Below are 19177 nucleotides of genomic sequence, written 5' to 3'. Positions count from 1 at the left end.
CCATGCGCGAGAGCTGTGCCGTGACCCGTCGTCGCGGGGCTCGCGGCCTCAGACTTCGCTCAATGCTAGGCGCGGGTAATGGATCGTGTTGTGAAACTGCGCGATTTCATCGGTGAGATTGCGATAGCCATGCGGCTGATCGGCAGGGAAACGCAGACCATCGCCCGTATGGAGCCTTTTCCAGACGCCGCCCGTGAGCACCTCCATCTCGCCCCGAATGACAAAGACATCTTCGACCACGCCGCTGTCATGCGAGGGCGTCTCGTGGCGATGCCCCGGCTCCAGCGTCATGACGAAGGTTTCTGAGCCGAACCGCGGATCGAAGGCGAACACCGTATGCATGCCGATCCCGGCTCTGTCGTGCCCGATGCGCGGGGCAGGGGTAAAGCTCCCCGCCGTCAGCACCATATCCTCCAGAAACGCTGTCAGCGGCAGGTGGAACCCTTTCGCGATTTTCCAGAGCGTCGCCAGCGTCGGCGAGGATTCACCGCGCTCGATCTGGCCCAGCATGGCCTTGCTCACCCCGGTCAGCTCTGACGTCTGCGCAAGGCTGAGACCGGCGCGGGCGCGGGCGGCCTTCAGGTTGATTTGGAGTTTGTCGCCGGTCATCGGCCCCTCTTATTGGCTCTTGTGCGCTATAACGTCCGTGCGCTATAGCGGTCGTGGCCGTTATAGCGCACGATTTGCGGCCAATACAAACCATTCCTGTCCGATCTTGCGAAAGGCTGTCCCATGTTCGGTCTGAAACTTTCCCATCTTGTCGCCGGTGCCGTCGCTGTCCTTCTGGGCTACACCAGCAGCGTTGCGATCATCTTTCAGGCCATCGACGTTCTGGGCGCGACACAGGCCGAGGCCAACAGCTGGATGCTGGCGCTGGGCCTCGGTATGGGGATCAGCGGGCTGGTCCTGTCGCTGCGCTACAAAATGCCGATCCTTACCGCCTGGTCCACGCCCGGTGCGGCGCTTTTGGTGATCAGCCTTGAAGGCGTCCCCATGGCGCAGGCGATCGGAGCGTTCCTGTTTTGCGCCGTGCTTTTGACGCTCACCGGCCTGACCGGCTGGTTCGAGAAACTCTCCCGCTTCATCCCCGACGCGCTGGGCAGCGCCATGTTGGCGGGCATCCTGTTTCGTTTCGGGCTGGGCATCTTTTCGTCGATGCAGGACAATCTCACCCTTGTTGCGCTGATGTGCGCCACCTATCTCGCGGGGCGGCGGGTCTTTCCGCGCTTCTGTATCCCGATGGTGCTGTTGGTGGGCATCGTCTTCTGCGCCGTCACAGGCGCCTTCGACACCACGCAGCCTGTGAATCTTGAGATCGCCAAGCCCGTGTTCATCCTGCCGGAATTCACGCTGGCGACCCTGATCGGCATCGGCCTGCCGCTTTATATCGTCACGATGACCTCGCAAAACGTGCCGGGTGTGGTGACGCTCAAGGCAGCGGGCTATGAGCCGCCGGTGTCCGCCGCGATCACCGTCACCGGGCTGACCTCGCTGATCCTCGCGCCCTTTGGCGGCTATGCCTTCAACCTCGCGGCGATCACGGCGGCGATCTGTGCCGGGCCCGAGGCGGATGACAATCCGGCGACGCGGTATAAGGCCGTGGTGGTCGCGGGCGTGCTCTATTCCATCGTCGGGCTGATGGGGGCGGCGGTGATCAGCCTTTTCGTCATCGCGCCGAAAGCCTTGGTGGTCACGGTCGCGGGGCTGGCGCTTTTGAACACGATTTCCTCAAGTCTGACGGCGGCTTTGAAAGACCCGGCGCAGCGCGAGGCGGGGCTTGTCACCTTTATGACAACCGTCTCGGGGATTTCTTTCCTCGGCATCGGTGCGCCGCTCTGGGCGTTGGTGTTTGGCGGGCTGACCTCGCTTGTCCTGACCCGCAAAGCCTAAAAAAGCCCCGCTAAGCGGGGCTTTTCAATCTTGTCTCCGGTGTTTTACTCGAACTCGACGAGCAAATCCTTTGCGTCGATCTGTGCGCCCGGCGTGACGTGGATCGCTTTGATCGTGCCGTCCTGATCGGCGGTGATCGAGGTTTCCATTTTCATCGCCTCGATGGTCAACAGCACATCGCCCTTCTTCACCGCCTGCCCGGACGTCACCGCCACGGTCGCCACAACCCCCGGCATCGGCGCGCCGAGATGTTTGGGGTTGCCGGCTTCGGCCTTGGGATTGGCTTTGACGGAGGCGACGGCGGAGCGGTCCTTGACCCGCACGGTGCGCGGCTGGCCGTTCAGCTCGAAGAACAGTTTCACCTCGCCCGTTTCGGTGATGTCGGAGATCGCCTGACAGCGGATCTCAAGCGTCACGCCCGGGTCGATGGTGGCGGAAATCTCCTCGCCCTCCTGCATGCCGTAGAAGAAGTTCTTCGTCGGCAGCACCCGCACCGGCCCGTATTGCTCGTGGCGGGTGACGTAATCGGTGAAGACTTTCGGATACATCAGGTAGCCGTTGAAATCCTCGTCGTCGAAGTCTTCGTCGGGGAATTTCGCGGCCAGTTCGGCGCGGAGTTCGTCGAAATGCGCGGGCGCAAGATGCAGGCCGGGGCGTTCGAGATTGGGTTTCTCCTTGCCCAGCACCTTCTTGACGATGCTGTCCGGGAAGCCGCCCGGCGGCTGGCCGAGATTGCCGCGCATCATGTCGATGACGCTGTCCGGGAAGGCCACATCGCTTTTCGGGTCTTCGACCTGCGCGCGCGTCAGCCCCTGGGACACCATCATCAGCGCCATGTCGCCCACAACTTTGGACGAGGGCGTCACTTTGACGATATCGCCGAACATCATGTTCACATCGGCATAGCTCTGCGCCACCTCATGCCAGCGCTCCTCGAGGCCCAGCGAGCGGGCCTGCGCCTTGAGGTTGGTGAACTGACCGCCGGGCATTTCATGCAGGTAGACCTCAGAGGCCGGGGCCTGAAGACCACTCTCGAACGCCTTGTACTGGCCGCGCACGGCCTCCCAATAGTTCGACATCTCGCGGATCGCCGCAATGTCGAGCCCGGTGTCGCGTTCGGTGAAGCGCGTGGCCTCGACGATGGAGCCCAAACAGGCCTGCGAGGTGCCGCCCGAGAAGGCGTCCATCGCCGCATCCACCGCATCGACGCCCGCGTCGGCGGCGGCGAGGATGGTGGCGGCGGCGGCGCCCGAGGTGTCATGGGTGTGGAAATGGATCGGCAGGCCGACCTCTTCCTTGAGCGCGGTGATGAGCTGGCGCGCCTGCGCCGGTTTCAACAGCCCCGCCATGTCCTTGAGCCCAAGAACATGCGCGCCCGCGGCCTTCAGCTCCTGACCCATTTTGACGTAATATTTGAGATCGTATTTCGAGCGTGCCGGATCGAAGAGGTCGCCGGTATAGCAGATCGTGCCTTCGCAGAGCTTGCCGCTCTCAATGACCGCATCCATCGCGACGCGCATGTTTTCGACCCAGTTGAGACTGTCGAAGACGCGGAACACATCGACGCCGGTCACGGCGGCCTGACGCACGAATTCCTGCACCACATTGTCGGGGTAGTTGGTATAGCCGACGCCATTCGAGGCGCGCAGCAGCATCTGCGTCATCACATTGGGCATGCGCTCGCGAATGTCGCGCAGACGTTGCCACGGGCATTCCTGCAAGAAGCGGTAGGCCACATCGAAGGTCGCGCCGCCCCAGCATTCGACGGAGAACAGCTCCGACAGGTTCGCGGCATAGGCGGGGGCCGCGTTGATCATGTCGATCGAACGCATCCGGGTGGCGAGCAGGGATTGATGCCCGTCGCGCATGGTGGTGTCGGTGATCAGGAGCTTTTTCTGCGCCAGCATCCAGTCGGCCACCGCCTCGGCGCCCTGCTCCTCAAGCAATTGCCGCGTGCCCATCGGCGGGGTGTCCGCCTTGAGCGCAGGCACCACGGGTTTGCGCGCATCGGCTGCGGGTTTGGCGCGGCCAAGGGTTTCCGGATGGCCGTTCACCGTGATCTCGGCGAGATAGGTCAGGATTTTCGTCGCCCGGTCGCGGCGCTGTTTGAAATCGAACAGCTCCGGCGTCGTGTCGATGAATTTCGTGGTGTATTCGTTCGACAGGAACGTTGGGTGTTTCAGGAGGTTTTCGACGAAGGCGATGTTGGTCTGAACGCCGCGGATGCGGAATTCGCGCAGCGCCCGGTCCATCCGCGCAATCGCGGCCTCGGGCGTGCGCGCCCAGGCTGTCACCTTGGTCAGCAAACTGTCGTAATAGCGGGTGATCACAGCGCCCGAATAGGCCGTGCCGCCGTCCAAGCGGATGCCCATGCCGGTCGCGGAACGATAGGTGGTGATCCGGCCATAATCGGGGATGAAATTGTTCGTCGGGTCCTCGGTCGTCACCCGGCACTGAAGCGCATGGCCGTCGAGTTTGACGTCATACTGGCTGGCCACACCGGTGGCCTCCATGAGGCTCTTGCCCTCGGCGATCAGGATTTGCGCCCGGACGATGTCGATGCCGGTGACTTCCTCGGTCACCGTATGCTCCACCTGCACGCGGGGGTTCACCTCGATGAAGTAGAACTTGCCGCTCTCCATATCCATCAGGAACTCGACGGTTCCGGCGCATTCGTAATTCACATGTTCGCAGATGCGTTTGCCGAGATGGCACAGCTCTTCGCGCTGCGCAGGCGAGAGATAGGGAGCAGGGGCGCGCTCGACCACCTTTTGGTTGCGGCGCTGGACCGAACAATCGCGCTCATAGAGGTGATAGATATGGCCGTGCTGGTCGCCAAGAATCTGAACTTCGACGTGGCGGGCCTTGATGATCATCTTTTCCAGATAACCTTCGCCATTGCCAAAAGCGGCTTCGGCCTCGCGGCGGCCCTCCTTGACCTTCTCCTCAAGCTCCTCGGCGTTCATGATCGGACGCATCCCGCGCCCGCCACCGCCCCAGGAGGCCTTGAGCATCAGCGGGAAGCCGATCTCGGCGGCCTCTTTGCGGATCGCATCGAAATCCTCGCCCAGAACCTCGGTCGCCGGAATGACCGGCACGCCCGCCGCAATGGCGACCTTGCGCGCCGAGGCCTTGTCGCCCAGCTCGCGCATGGTTTTGGCCTTGGGGCCGATGAAGGTGATGCCCGCTGCGGTGCAGGCATCGACGAAATCGGGGTTCTCGGACAACAGCCCATAGCCCGGATGGATCGCATCGGCGCCCGAAAGCTTCGCCACCCGGATGATCTCCGGGATCGAGAGATAGGCCGCCACCGGCCCCAGACCTTCGCCGATCTTATAGGCCTCATCCGCCTTGAACCGGTGCAAGGAGAGCTTGTCCTCTTCGGCATAGATGGCAACCGTGCGCTTGCCCAGCTCGTTCGCAGCACGCATCACGCGGATCGCAATCTCTCCACGGTTCGCGATCAGAACTTTTTGAAATTCGGCCATGGCAAGCTTCCCCTCTTGCTGTTTTCCAATCAGGTTAGGCATTTCTGCGGTGCAGTAAATCCCCAATTCCCCGGACTGGATCGGTTATGGCCGAGATGCGTGAAAAGAAAAAACGATTTTTTGCCGCAGCTCTGTAATGACAGGGAAATTTGCATGATTTGCAAATTAAATTCATATCCTTAGCAAAGGCAATTTTACACCGATGGACATTTTGCAAAGAAATTCGCCGGAGAATCACTCCCCCGGCGCATGGCCTGCTGCGCTGCGCGATCGCAGCGGGATTTCCTTGAGAAACAGCGAGAGCGCGAGACCTGCGAGCGCCAGAGCGGAGGCGATCCAGTAGATCGGATGCAGCGCGCCGGAGATCGTGTTGCCGATCAGCGTGCGGGTGGTCTCGGGCAGTTGCGCCAGCACCTGCGGACCAAGCTCGGTCACGTTCGAGAGGCCCTCGACATGTGCTTCGCCCATCATCCGGGCCATCCGTGCGGCAAACAGCGCCCCGAACAGCGCGACGGCAATCGACGCGCCCACCTGACGGAACATCAGCCCCGCGGCGGTGGCGGTGCCGATCTGTTGCCGCGGCACAGCATTTTGCACGGCGGTGGTCGTGACCGGGAAGATACAGCCCATCCCCATGCCAAGCCCCGCCAGCGACAGCCAGAGCGACCAGGAGGCCATCTCCGGCGACAGGCGCGTGAGCGACAAGAGCGAGACGGTCGCGAAGCTCAGGCCGATGACCGGCAGAAAGCGATAGCGCCCGGTGCGGCTCATGTACTGGCCGGAGACGGTGGAGGCGGCGAGGATGCCGAAGGTCATCGGAATGAGTTGCAGACCGGATTGGGTGGCGGTTGCGCCTTTGGCCATTTGCAGGAAGACCGGGATGAAAGTGAGCGCTCCGAACATCAGCGCGCCGGAGACAAAGGAAATCGCCGAGGAGATGGTGAAGACGTTCATCTTGAAGAGCCCGACGGGCAGGATCGGTTCAGAGGCTTTGCGTTCGATCCCCACGAAACTCACCGTGGCGATCCCGAAGAGCGCCAGAAACGCGAGACCCATGGGCGACACAAGCGCGAATTCCTTGCCGCCCAAGGCAGTCAGAAGCACGATAGACGAGAGCGACAGGGTCAGCGCCAGAGCGCCGGCATAGTCGATCTTGTGATTGACGCGCTCGGGATGGGCTTTGAAACCAAAGATAAACCCGGCAAGGGCCAGCGCACCGAAGGGCAGGTTGATGAAGAAAATCCAATGCCAGCTCAGCGCATCGACAAACCAGCCGCCCAAGAGCGGCCCGGCGACGGAGGAGACGCCAAAGACGCCCGCGAAGACGCCCTGAATCTTGCCGCGTTCCTTGGGCGGGATTACGTCGCCGATGATCGAGAGCGCCAGAACGAAGAGGCCCCCGCCGCCGAGGCCCTGAAGCGCGCGGGCGGAGATGAGAAAGCCCATGGAGCTGGACAGGCCGCATAAAACGGAGCCGGTGAGGAAGAGCGAGACCGAAAAAATCACCACATTGCGCCGCCCGTAGAGATCGCCGAGCTTGCCATACAGGGGGGCGACTACGGTTGAGGCGAGAATATAGGCGGTGACCACCCAGGAGAGATGCTCCAGCCCGCCCAGATCGGCGACGATCGTGGGGAGCGCTGTCGATACGATGGTCTGGTCGAGCGAGGCCAGCAAGAGGAGCACCGCGACGGAGGCGATGACCAAGGCGACGGAACTGTGTTCCGGGGCGCGGGGGGCCTCTTCGGGCAGGCTGTGCGGATGTGACATGGGGACTCCTTTGGCCCGTCTCTGGGGCTTTGTACGGGAGGTAGCGCTCACATATATATGTGTCAATAGCACATAGTTGTGTCTATCATGAATTTGACATTCACACATGGTTATGCGACGGACATGCCCATGAGCACCGATGACACCTCTTCGCATGATGCCTCTCATGAGGCCCGGCAGGATTCCCCCGATCCTCGGGTGCGGGCGGGCGTGCCCGATTACCTTTCGGAGGGGGGCTTTTCTGACAGTGCGATCGAAGCGCTTCTGGCGCTCGATCTGTCGCTGTTCCAATGGCGGCGCATGGCGGAAAAGGGCGAGTTCAAGGGCAAGGTGCTTGAGGGCATGAGCGAGAAGCTCGAACCCGCGATTCTTCAGGGACTGCTCTCGATTGCGCAAATCACCGCCGGATTGGGCCGCGACGTGGCCGAACCGCCGACCATCGGCATGGTGGCGGAGGTCATGGCCGTCGATCCCTCGCGCGCCTCGCGCATCGTGTCAGAACTGGTCTCGCGCGGCTATGTGATCCGGCAGGCGGTGCAGGAAGATGCGCGCAAATCCGTTCTGGTGATCACTCCGAAGGCCCGGACGTTTCTGCGCGCCTTTACGCTCTCGAAATGGCGCCTTTTCTCTCAGGCGTTTACCGGCTGGTCCGGCGAAGAGATTGCGACGTTCTCAGATTTGTTCGGGCGCTATGTCGGGGGGCTGCTTGTGGCCGTCTCCGAACCTGCGCAGAAACCCGCGCCGGACGATGAGAACATTTAAAGAACGCGCTTTTCCTCGCCCACGGGTTTCTGTAATCTCCCTGCCATGAGCAGTTTCGATGAAGACGACGCCTTCGAGGCGGCGATGCAGCCCCAACGACCCTCCCTGTCCCAACTCGCGATGCAAGGCGCGCGCGAGGCCGCCTTTGGCGTGCCCGACACGTCTTATCTCGATGCGCTGAACCCGGCGCAGCGCGAGGCGGTCGAGACGCTCGACGGACCTGTGCTGATGCTCGCAGGCGCGGGCACCGGCAAGACCAAGGCGCTCACGGCCCGGATTGCGCATCTGTTGAACACTGGCCGCGCCCAGCCGCGCGAAATCCTTGCCGTGACCTTTACCAACAAGGCCGCGCGCGAGATGAAGAGCCGTGTGGCGGGGCTGATGGGGATGGAGCTTGAGGGCATGCCCTGGCTCGGCACGTTTCACTCCGTCTGCGTTAAGCTTCTGCGCCGTCATGCGGAGCTTGTCGGGCTCAAATCCAACTTCACCATTCTCGACACGGACGACACGATCCGTTTGCTCAAACAACTGATCTCTGCGGCTGGCATCGACGAGAAACGCTGGCCTGCGCGTCAGCTCGCCGGCATGATCGACAGCTGGAAGAACCGGGCGCTCACACCCTCTGCCGTGTCCGGCGGAGAGGGCAGCGAATTCAATGGAATGGGGGTCAAACTCTATGCCCAGTACCAAGAGCGTCTGACCACGCTCAATGCCGTCGATTTCGGCGATTTGCTGCTGCATATGGTGGTGGTTTTCCAGAAGCACCCGGACCTGTTGGCGCAGTATCAGCGCTGGTTCAAATACATCCTCGTGGACGAGTATCAGGATACCAACGTCGCGCAATATCTCTGGCTGCGGCTCTTGGCGCGAGGGCACAACAATATCTGTTGTGTTGGCGATGACGATCAGTCGATCTACGGCTGGCGCGGGGCCGAGGTGGGCAATATCCTGCGGTTCGAAAAGGATTTTCCGGGGGCAAAGGTTGTCCGCCTGGAGCAGAATTATCGCTCGACGGCGCATATTCTCGCCTCCGCAAACAGCGTCATTTCCGGCAACAAGGAACGTCTGGGCAAAGAGCTTCGTGCGGTCAAGGACGAAGGCGAAAAGCTCCGCCTCATCGGCCATTGGGACGGCGAAGAAGAGGCGCGTTGGGTCGGCGAAGAGATCGAGGCGCTGCATGGCGGCACGCGGAGCCGCCTTCGCAAATATTCCCTCGATGACATCGCCATCCTCGTGCGCGCCTCACACCAGATGCGTGCCTTCGAGGATCGGTTTCTCTCCATCGGTCTGCCGTACCGCGTGATTGGCGGCCCGCGGTTTTACGAGCGGATGGAGATCCGCGACGCCATGGCCTATTTCCGCATCGTCACCCAACCGGAGGACGATCTGGCCTTTGAGCGCATCATCAACACGCCGAAACGCGGCGTGGGGGACAAGGCGCTTCAGGACATCCAGATCACCGCGCGCTCCAATGGTGTGTCGCTACTGGAAGGTGCGAAAATCGCGGTGGACGAGGGGCTTCTGAAGGGCAAGGCCAAATCCGGCGTGGCACAACTTGTGGCGGACATCGAACGGTGGTCGTCGCTGAACGTGCAGCAAATCCGCTATGGCGTCGAGGATGAGGACGCACTGGTCGAAGATGTCGCCTACGACCCCGCCGAGATCGGCCATATCGAACTGGCGGAGCGCATTCTTGATGAGAGCGGCTACACCGCCATGTGGCAAAACGACAAGAGCCCGGAGGCGCCGGGACGGCTCGAGAACCTCAAGGAACTTGTCAAAGCCTTGGAGCAATTTGAAAATCTCGCAGGGTTCCTCGAACACGTCGCGCTGATCATGGACAATGACAGCGGTGAAGATGGCGAGAAGGTCACGATCATGACGCTGCATGGCGCCAAGGGGCTTGAGTTCCCGGTCGTCTTCCTGCCCGGCTGGGAAGAGGGGCTGTTCCCGTCGCAGCGCTCGATGGACGAGAACGGCACCAAGGGCCTCGAGGAAGAGCGTCGTCTGGCCTATGTCGGCATCACCCGCGCCGAGGAGCTGTGCACCATTTCCTTCGCCGCCAATCGCCGCGTCTATGGCCAGTGGCAATCCCAGCTCGCCTCGCGCTTCATCGACGAACTGCCGGTCGATCACGTCGATGTCGAGACGCCTTCGGGTCTTTACGGCGGGCAGCGCAGCTATGAGGCGCCGACATACGAGGCCAATCCGTCTAGTCGTTTCGAGAGCCGTGCCGCCAAGGCCGACGTCTACAACTCGCCGGGCTGGAAACGCATGCAATCGCGGACCCAGCGCGCCGGGACGCCACGGACGCCTGTGACCATCGATATGAAGGCCAGCGCCTCCTTTACGCTCGGCGACCGGGTGTTCCACAAGAAATTCGGCTATGGCGAGGTGATGGAGATCGAGGGTGACAAGCTGACCATCGAATTCGATCATGCCGGGACCAAGAAACTTGTCGCAGGATTTGTGATGCCCGCCGATCAGGCCGGCGATGTCCCGTTCTGAGGCGAAGCTCCGGACCTCCCGATCTCTCTCAAAATCAAGAACCTCTCGCCCACGAAGGAGCATGTCGCTCCTCCGTCTGTGACGGTTTTCGGAGCCGGAGCCGGAGTTCGGGCTGCCTCGTTTTCGACAGATCGGACACAGGGCACAGATCGGACAGGGCGAAGTGTTTGTTTATGGCTAGAAAAAGCAAGACCCCCGTGCCCAGGGAGGAGGAGAGGGCACGGGGGTCTCTTGGTGTCGGGTCCCAAGGGAGGAGGAGAGGACCCGTATCGAAATAAAGAAATGCGGCGGTGTCAGGGAGGAGGAAGACACCGCCGCCTTCAGTCACGGCCCTCAGGGAGGAGGAGAGAGGACCGATCTCTTGGGCTTCCGCCCGCTATAGGTGCGGCGATGCAGGGAGGAGGACGCATCGCCGCTCTGGTCATCAGGGCCAAGGGAGGAGGAGAGGCCCCGAATTCCGGTATCTGATGCGGCAGCCCCAGGGAGGAGGAGAGGAGCTGCCGCAGGTATCAGGGCCCAGGGAGGAGGAGAGGGCCGTGATGTCTATTCTTCAGTTGCCGTATGCGGCTTCGTAAGCCACGGCGCGGATCGATGCGCGGGACATTCCGAGATCGGCGAGATCGCGATCATCAAGGACCGAGAGCTCAAGCAGGGTTTCGCGGTAGACCCGGTAGCGCGCAAAGCGTTCCGCGAGGGATTTGAACACACCGCCGAAGGAGGCGGAGGAGGCCGGAGCGGCACTGTTGATGTCGTTTGCGTAAGCCATAAGCTTCAACCTTGAATGTGCGTGCGGGTGTCCCGCGTTCAGTGCCGCCGTGTCTTGTCCTCGCTGGCATCTCGCCAACGTCTCCTTCTGGAGACAAACCGCTTTGGAGCGATCAAGGATGCAAGCCTCGGCTGCTTTCGTTGAATTGAATATCGGGGAATTGCTGCGAATGCACAATCCACCCTGTCGACATTGCCGCTATGCAGAAAATGCATGACCAATGCTGACCTATTTTTGCCTCCCGGGCCGGGTTTTGGCACCCGGAGATCAAACCGCTGTGGAAAAGGGTCAGCAAAGGGCCTATTTCGGGGCAAAGGGACTGACCATGCGACGTGGCGGAAAGGAAGACATATGTCCGCAGATCAAGACAGGATTATGACGGCGCTCAAGGGCGTGCAACTGCCGGATGGCTCATCGCTTGTGGCACGTGACCTCATTCGGGCGCTTTCGGTGAAGGATGGTGTGGTCAGTTTCGTGATCGAGGCTCCGGATGCGGCGACGGCGCAGGCCATGGGCGGAGTCGAAGCGGCGGCACGCGCCAGGCTCGAATCGCTGCCCGGCGTGACCAAAGTGTCCATCGTGACGACTGCGCATGGGCCCGCCGCCAAACCGGCGGCCCCGGCGGGCGAACCGCCGAGCCTCAAGATCGGCCGTCATCCGACTCCGCAACAGGGCAAGCAGGGCGTGCCGGGGGTCAAGCACATCATCGCCATCGCTTCTGGCAAGGGCGGAGTGGGCAAATCCACCGTCTCTGCCAACCTCGCCGTGGCACTGGCGCGTCAGGGCCGTAAGGTCGGGCTGCTGGATGCTGACATCTACGGGCCCTCGCAGCCGCGTATGATGGGGATCAACAAACGCCCCGCTTCCCCCGATGGCCAGACGATCGAACCGCTCCATGCCCATGGCGTGACGCTGATGTCGATCGGGTTCATGATCCCGGATGGTGAGGCCGTCGTCTGGCGCGGGCCGATGTTGATGGGCGCGATGCAGCAGATGCTTGGGCAGGTGGCCTGGGGTGAGCTGGACGTGTTGTTGATCGACATGCCGCCGGGCACCGGCGATGTGCAGTTGACGCTGGGCCAGAAAACCGAACTCACCGGCGCGCTGGTGGTTTCGACGCCGCAGGACGTGGCGCTGATCGACGCCCGGCGAGGCATTTCCATGTTCCAAAAGCTCAATGTGCCTGTGCTGGGCCTGATCGAGAACATGTCCACCTATGTCTGTCCGAACTGTGGTCATGAAGCACATATCTTCGGCCATGGCGGGGTTGCGGAGGAGGCGGCCAAGCTCGATGTGCCGCTTCTGGCCGAGCTGCCGCTGGCGCTCGAAGCGCGGCTTGCGGGTGACGCCGGTGTGCCGGTCGCGGCCACCGACAGCCCGCTGGCCGAGCCTTACATGAAGCTTGCGGACCGTCTGGTTCAGGTTGGGCTGGCCTGACGGCTGAGGCTTTCGAGCCACAGATCAAAGGCGAACCCGCGCAGGAAACTGCGCGGGTTTTTCTATGTTTTGCCTTATACTTTACGGTTTTTATTTGTTTTTGTGGGGTAATCTGGCCGATTTCGTGGAGGGTTTTAAAAATCCAATATCTATCAATGTGATACATTTCCGACAAAAATACTTGTGAATCATTCTCTGGTCTCGTAGCTCCTCGATTATCGTACAATTAGAGGGGATATCTCATGAAAATGGCGCGTTTTGTGGCGCTGTGCGGCGTGTCTTACGTCGCGTTTGCATCCGCCGGTTTTGCACAGGATGCAATTGAACTGGATATGATCACCGTGTCCCTCGTCGATGAGGGACAGGAAAACGTCGAAGCCACCGGGGGAGCCGTGATTTCCGAAGAGGAACTCGAAGCCCTGCAGCCACAAAACGTTTCTGAACTTTTCGCCCGCGAATCCGCTGTGACGGTCTCGGGCGGCGCGGGTCCGTCGAAACGGATCCACGTGTTCGGCATGGAGCAATCCAATCTGGCCGTGACGGTCGACGGGGTCCCGCAAGGGGGCACGAGCTGGCACCACACCGGCTCCAACGTCGTCGATCCGGCCTTCCTGAAATCCGTCGAGGTCGAAGCGGGGGCTGCGGCCGCCGATGCGGGCTTTGCCGCTGCTGCGGGCGCGGTGCGCTATGAAACCGTTTCGGCCTTCGATCTTCTGGCCGAGGGCGATGTCGCGGGCGGGCGCGCAAACCTCACCTACGGTAACAACGGGCAGGGCCTTTCCGGCTCTCTCGCCAGCTTCGGCATCTATCAGAATGTCGACTGGATGGTGATGATCCACGCGCAGGACGGGGATAATTACGAGGCGGGCGACGGCACGGAAATGCCCGGTTCTGCACCGGCGGCCAAGGGCATCCTGTCGAAATTCGGCTATGAATTCGGCACTTCCCGGCTTGAGCTGGCCTATGAGCGCTCCGAAGATGACGCGGATCGCGTGATCAAGATGAACATGGATCTTAACCATGACGATGCGGTCTATCCTCTCGACGTGACGCGCGACACGATCAGCCTGAAATACACCTCCACCGCGCCCACCGATATGTGGGACCCGGAATTCATGATCTATGCGACGCAGAACGATTACTGGCGCCCGAATTATGCAGCAGCCTTCAATGGGGACATGATCCTTGATGAAGATGCGTTCGGCGGCGTTGTGAAAAACACGTTCACGCTTGGTGCGGGCACCGTCACGGCGGGGTTCGATTTCTCAAAAGCCGATTACGATGTCGACAATTACGGCGATTCGACCGTTGTGCCTCAATATCAGGGAATGTCGACGACCCAGCTGGGGGCCTTTGCGCAAGGGCGGTTTGCTTTTGCCAATGGCATCGACCTGTCTGCGGGTTTGCGTGCAGACTATCATGAACTCGAAGATATGGATGGTCAGACCTTCGAGGATGCAGGGCTCAGCGCCAACGCCACCTTGTCCTATGAGTTCGCGCCGGGGTTTGAGATTTTCGCAGGCGGGTCGCGCACCTGGCTTGGGTATGATGTCGGCGAATATGGTCTTCTGCATGCCGCCGATTACAGCATCGATGAAGATTACGAGGCGGGCACCTCGACCAACATCAAGATTGGCCTGAATGGGACTGTCGGTGATTTTTCCGGCGGGATCACCTATTTCGACACCAAGATCAAAGATCTGGCGAGCTATCTGCGTTCGGGTAATACCGGAACGATCAGCAACTCGGGTGAGGTGCGCTCCAAGGGCGTGACGCTGAACGGTCAGTACAATTGGGGCACCGGGCGGTTTGGCGCGAGCTACACCAAGGCGGATGTCACCGAGGACGGCGAATTCGTTCTGCCGGAGGGCGGAACGGTGATGCCGCTCGGCGATCTGGCGACGGTCTTTGTCGATCAGGAACTGCCGTCGATGAACATGAAGGTCGGCGCGACCGTCGAATGGGCGGGTAAGCTCGATGACGATCTGATGACCGCGTCGAACTACGCCGCACATGACTCCTACACGGTCGTGAATGCTTATGCGGAATGGAAGCCTGAGCGGCTTGAGGGGGCAACCCTGCGTCTGGGCGTCGATAACCTCTTCGACGAAACCTATTACGAGCGTTCGAGCTACGTGTATCGCGAGATCAGTGCGACCCGGACGGTCTACCCGGCACTTGCGGCGGGTCGCACGGTGAGCCTGTCGATGACGCTGGATTTCTGATCCCGGCGCGATGCGATGATGGAAAGGGGCCTTCGGGCCCCTTTTTTTTGTGTTTCGGGATTTCATGGTACAGGTCAGAAGCGAGGGGTGGGACTTCATGGAACTTCCGGGAATTCATGGTCGCCTTCTTCAAAACGAATCACGATCCTGTGGATAACTCGGTGGATTTGTGGAGAACCCTGTGAATTCTGTGGATTTATCGAAACTTCCTTGGGAAAACCCATGGGAAAATGCGACCACTAAATGTGGTTAAATTTAGGCCTTATCTGCCTATATGTGCTCTCATTTTCGTGGGAGGCATCTCTATACTTAGATTCGCACTGTCTTGGAAAGCAAGATCTGGGGCCTGTGGAGAAAATATCCGTTGATTACCATGAATTCCCATGCCATCTTGAATTCACGCGATGAGACGGGAATGAGCGGCGCATCCAAGACCGCGAATAAAGACCCATAAGTCAGGTTCATACAGGCACCCAGACTCATCGGAACAACGAGATCCGGCGCGCGAGCGAGCAGACATCCCCCCAGGTGGCGCGCGCAGTCCGGACAGCCCGAAACATCGGGACGAGGGCGGCGGATTGAGCGGTGGCAGCAGCTCATTCCGCCGTTTCGCTTAAAGGGCCTCGAAACGGGGCAGGGACAGTAAAGGAGCCGCCGCTTGGTTGGCATGTTCATCGGCGAACACACCTTTAAGGTGGACGGAAAGGGACGCGTGTCGATCCCCGCCGATTTTCGTCGCGAACTCGAGCTGGGCGATCCTCTGGCTGCGGAAACCGGCCGTCCCCGCATGGTCATCGTCTATGGTCACGACAAACAAAAACAACTGATCGTGCATACTTATGAGGGCTATCGGGCGCTCGCCTCCGACATCGCGCGCCTGCCGCGCGGCTCGGAAAAGCGCAAGATCATGGAGCGCATGATCCTCAATCGCGCCCGCCCGACCGAGGTGGACAATGACGGTCGTCTGGTCCTGCCGCAGCCGCTGCGCGACAAGATCGCGCTCGACGGGGTGGCCTATTTCGCCGGTATGGGCGAGACCTTCGAGATCTGGAAGCCCGAGACCCACGAGGCGGTCGATGCGATGATCTCCGAGAAATGGCTGGAAGAGCAGGGCGAGGATTTCGATCCGCTGAGCCTTCTGGACGATCTGGAGGTCTGAGATGGCCTCTGACGAGAAAAAGCCCCATATTCCGGTCCTTTTGAACCCGCTTTTGCGGACCTGTGCGCCCATCTCCGGGCGCTGGCTCGACGGCACGTTCGGCGCGGGCGGTTATACCAAGGGCCTGATCGCAGAAGGGGCGGAGCACGTCACCGGCGTCGATCGCGATCCTTTGGCGCATCAGATGGCCGCGAGCTGGATCAACGAGCCGCCTTATCAGGGCAAGATCGACCTCGTTCTGGGCACCTTTGGTGAGATGGATCAATACGCTTCCGGGCTCGACGGCGTGGTGCTCGATCTCGGCGTGTCCTCGATGCAACTCGACCTGCCGGAGCGCGGGTTTTCCTTTATGAAAGACGGCCCGCTCGACATGCGTATGTCGCAGGACGGGCCGACGGCGGCGGATTTCGTCAATACAGCGGACGAGGCGGAGATCGCCGAGGTGCTGTTTCATTACGGAGAGGAAAAGCAGTCGCGCAAGATTGCCCGCGCTATCGTCAAGGATCGTGCCGAGAAAGCGCCGTTCACCACGACGCTGCAACTTGCCAATCTGATCGAACGCCTCCTGCCGCGCAAGAAGCCCGGTCAAAGCCACCCGGCGACCCGGACGTTTCAGGCCATTCGCATCGCGGTGAATGATGAATTCGGCCAGCTGATCGAAGGGCTTGAGGCCGCTGAGCGGGCGCTGAAACCCGGCGGGCAACTGGCCGTCGTGAGCTTTCATTCGCTCGAAGACAGGGTGGTCAAACGCTTCTTCCAAGAAAGGGCCTCGACGGGCGGTGGCGGCTCGCGCTATGCTCCTGAACAAGAGGTGAAAACACCCGGTTTCGAGCAGCTCTCCAAAGCCATCGGTCCCGATGAGGACGAGCTAGAGCAAAACCCGCGCGCGCGCTCGGCGCGGTTGCGGGTCGGTCGGCGTACCGCAGCCCCGGCAGTGCCGGTGGAGCGTGCGGCAATGGGCCTGCCGAAACCTGTTTTGAGGTCGGTCTCGTGAGGCAAGGGTAAGAGATGCGTGGGGTTTATCTGATTTTGGCAGGTCTGGTGGTCATGATGCTCGGCGTCTGGGCCTATCAGGAAAATTACGCGACCCAGCATGTGCTGCGCGAGATCAGCCAGATCCAGCGCGACATCGGTCATCAGCGCGAGGAACTCGCCGTGCTGCGGGCCGAATGGGCCTATCTCAACCGCCCCGAACGGCTGCGCGATCTGGCCGGGATCAATTACGACCGCCTCGGCCTTCTGCCCTTTCAGCCGGAACAATTCGGTCGGGTCGACCAGATCTCCTTTCCGCAGGAAGATGACATTATTTTGGATCTGACCGACTCCGTCGATGTGGTCGGTTCTCTGGAGGCTGTCGAGCCATGAGCATCCGCACCCCGCTTCGCCCTCTGGCCCGCGTCCTCGCCGCCCGCTCACGGGGCGAAAACCCGGACGCCATCGAGCGCGAGAACCTGCGCCTGCGCCACGAGGAAATGCGCGACCGCTCCCGGCTTCGGGCCGAGGGGCGGCTTTTGGTTCTGGGCCTGTGTTTCGTCTCCGCCTTCGTTGTCGTCGGTGCCCGCATGGGGCAGGTGGCCGCCACCGTTCCCGAAGAGCCGCGCGCCGAAGCCTCCGGTACGCCGATCCTTGCGCAACGCGCCGACATCGTCGACCGCAACGGTCGCATTTTGGCGACCAACCGGGTGACCAATTCGCTCTACGCCCAGCCGCAGGAGATGATCGACCCGGTCCATGCCGCCGATGAGCTGGTGCGCATCTTCCCCGATCTCGACCGCGACCGCCTGATCCGCGACTTCACCGGGACACGCAAATTCCTCTGGATCAAAAAGAAAATCGCCCCCGAGCAACAACAGGCCGTGCATGACATCGGCGAGCCGGGGCTTTTGTTCGGCCCGCGCGAGGAGCGGCTCTATCCGAACGGCAAGCTCGCGGCGCATGTGTTGGGCGGCACCAAATTCGGTCGGGAGGGCGTGATGAGCGCCGAGATCGTCGGTCAGGCCGGGATCGAGAAACAGATGGACGCCTATCTGCGCGATCCCGCGAATGGCGATGCGCCGCTGCAACTGTCGATCGATCTGACGGTGCAATCGACGGTACGCGAGGTGCTCGACGGCGGCATGCGCATGCTCGGTGCCAAGGGCGCTGCCGCGGTGATGATGGATGTTCACACCGGCGAGATCATTTCGCTGGTTTCCCTGCCGGATTTCGATCCGAACTCGCGCCCCGAGGCGTTCGAGGGCAAGGACCCGAGCGCCAACCCGCGGTTCAACCGTGCGGTGCAGGGGGTTTACGAACTGGGCTCGACCTTCAAGATTTTTGCCGCTGCTCAGGCGATGGAGATTGGCCTGGCCAATCCCGACACCCAAATCCCCGCCACGCCGCCGTTCCGCTGGGGCAAGTTCAAGATCAGCGAATTCGAAGGTCATAATTACGGCCCCTATCTGTCGCTCAAGGGCATGATCATCAAATCGTCCAACGTCGCGACCGCCCATGTGGCGCAGCAGATCGGCGTGGAGCGGCAACAGGCCTTCCTCAAGTCGCTGGGCTTTTTCGAGCCGACCCCCGTGGAATTGAGCGAAGCGCCGACCGGCAAGCCCTTGCTGCCCCCCAACTGGTCGGAGCTTTCGACGCTGACCATCGGCTATGGTCACGGGCTTTCGGCCTCGCCACTGCATCTGGCGACGGCCTATTCCACGCTCTTGAACGGTGGCACGAGAGTCACCCCGACGCTGCTCAAACGCGACGGCTATCTGCCCAAGGGGGAGCGCATTGTGCGCGAAGACGTCTCTGCCGCAGCCCGCGACATGTTGCGCGCCGTGGTGGCCGATCCCGGCGGCACCGCCTCCTTTGCGGAGGTTCCCGGCTATCATATCGGTGGCAAGACCGGCACCGCCGACAAGCCGAAACCCACGGGGGGCTATTACGACGACAAGACGATCAACACTTTCGCCGCCGTCTACCCGGCGGAGGACCCGAAATACGTGCTGATCGTGACGCTGGACGAAGCGGTGGAGACCTCCGGTCCGAAACCGCGCCGCACTGCGGGCTGGACCGCCGTTCCTGTCGCGGGAGAGGTCATTCGCCGCACCGCACCGCTCATGGGGCTGCGTCCCGAGATTGAAACCCCCTCGCAAGCTGGGCTAACACTGACCGCGACGCATTAAGAGAAAGG

General features: G+C 61.3%; 13 protein-coding genes. 9 read left to right on the top strand and 4 right to left on the bottom strand.

Features of this window, described 5'->3' with window-relative positions:
• Positions 1-48 precede the first annotated feature (48 nt).
• A complete protein-coding gene (locus tag V1471_RS08300) occupies positions 49-609 on the bottom strand; it encodes a helix-turn-helix domain-containing protein (RefSeq protein WP_434287946.1) in 561 nt (186 codons plus the stop codon).
• 123 nt (positions 610-732) lie between these two features.
• Between V1471_RS08300 and V1471_RS08295 the strand changes: the two genes are divergently transcribed.
• The gene (locus tag V1471_RS08295) at positions 733-1890 is read left to right on the top strand and encodes a benzoate/H(+) symporter BenE family transporter (protein ID WP_434287944.1); all 1158 of its coding nucleotides are present in this window, start codon (positions 733-735) and stop codon (positions 1888-1890) included.
• 44 nt (positions 1891-1934) lie between these two features.
• On the opposite strand, the gene V1471_RS08290 is transcribed toward V1471_RS08295, so the two are convergent.
• Complete coding sequence (locus tag V1471_RS08290) at positions 1935-5378, bottom strand: pyruvate carboxylase (protein WP_434287943.1); 3444 nt, start codon at positions 5376-5378, stop codon at positions 1935-1937.
• A gap of 234 nt (positions 5379-5612) precedes the next feature.
• Positions 5613-7148 carry an MDR family MFS transporter gene (locus tag V1471_RS08285; protein WP_434287941.1) on the bottom strand — a complete coding sequence of 512 codons (1536 nt, stop codon included), beginning with the start codon at positions 7146-7148 and terminating at the stop codon, positions 5613-5615.
• Between the two features lie 129 nt (positions 7149-7277).
• Here V1471_RS08285 and V1471_RS08280 point away from each other — a divergent pair, with 129 nt between their 5' ends.
• Both V1471_RS08280 and V1471_RS08275 read left to right on the top strand, forming a co-directional pair.
• Positions 7278-7910: a MarR family winged helix-turn-helix transcriptional regulator gene (locus tag V1471_RS08280; protein WP_434287940.1), complete on the top strand. Its 633-nt coding sequence runs from the start codon at positions 7278-7280 to the stop codon at positions 7908-7910.
• Between the two features lie 45 nt (positions 7911-7955).
• A complete protein-coding gene (locus tag V1471_RS08275; RefSeq protein ID WP_434287939.1) occupies positions 7956-10418 on the top strand; it encodes an ATP-dependent helicase in 2463 nt (820 codons plus the stop codon).
• Between the two features lie 550 nt (positions 10419-10968).
• On the opposite strand, the gene V1471_RS08270 is transcribed toward V1471_RS08275, so the two are convergent.
• Positions 10969-11184, bottom strand: coding sequence for a DUF1127 domain-containing protein (locus V1471_RS08270; protein ID WP_434287938.1), 216 nt, complete (start codon positions 11182-11184; stop codon positions 10969-10971).
• A gap of 351 nt (positions 11185-11535) precedes the next feature.
• On the opposite strand from V1471_RS08270, the gene V1471_RS08265 reads away from it, so the two are divergent.
• The 6 genes from V1471_RS08265 (at position 11536) to V1471_RS08240 (ending at position 19169) form a co-directional block, all read left to right on the top strand.
• Entirely contained in the window at positions 11536-12621 is a 1086-nt protein-coding gene (locus V1471_RS08265; protein WP_434287936.1) for an Mrp/NBP35 family ATP-binding protein, read from the top strand.
• A 242-nt stretch (positions 12622-12863) separates the two neighbouring features.
• The gene (locus tag V1471_RS08260; protein WP_434287934.1) at positions 12864-14846 is read left to right on the top strand and encodes a TonB-dependent receptor domain-containing protein; all 1983 of its coding nucleotides are present in this window, start codon (positions 12864-12866) and stop codon (positions 14844-14846) included.
• 667 nt (positions 14847-15513) lie between these two features.
• Positions 15514-16005, top strand: coding sequence for a division/cell wall cluster transcriptional repressor MraZ (gene mraZ / locus V1471_RS08255; RefSeq protein WP_434290899.1), 492 nt, complete (start codon positions 15514-15516; stop codon positions 16003-16005).
• Position 16006: 1 nt separating this feature from the next.
• Entirely contained in the window at positions 16007-16999 is a 993-nt protein-coding gene (rsmH, locus tag V1471_RS08250; RefSeq protein WP_434287933.1) for a 16S rRNA (cytosine(1402)-N(4))-methyltransferase RsmH, read from the top strand.
• A gap of 14 nt (positions 17000-17013) precedes the next feature.
• On the top strand, positions 17014-17370 hold the full coding sequence (ftsL, locus tag V1471_RS08245) for a cell division protein FtsL (protein ID WP_434287932.1): 357 nt from the start codon (positions 17014-17016) through the stop codon (positions 17368-17370).
• Entirely contained in the window at positions 17367-19169 is a 1803-nt protein-coding gene (locus V1471_RS08240) for a peptidoglycan D,D-transpeptidase FtsI family protein (protein ID WP_434287930.1), read from the top strand. Before ftsL ends, V1471_RS08240 begins: the two co-directional genes overlap by 4 nt.
• Positions 19170-19177 lie beyond the last annotated feature (8 nt).

Origin of the sequence: Celeribacter sp. SCSIO 80788, from assembly GCF_051054295.1 — a bacterium.
Lineage (GTDB): Bacteria > Pseudomonadota > Alphaproteobacteria > Rhodobacterales > Rhodobacteraceae > Celeribacter.
This window is presented reverse-complemented; position numbering and strand designations above follow the sequence as displayed.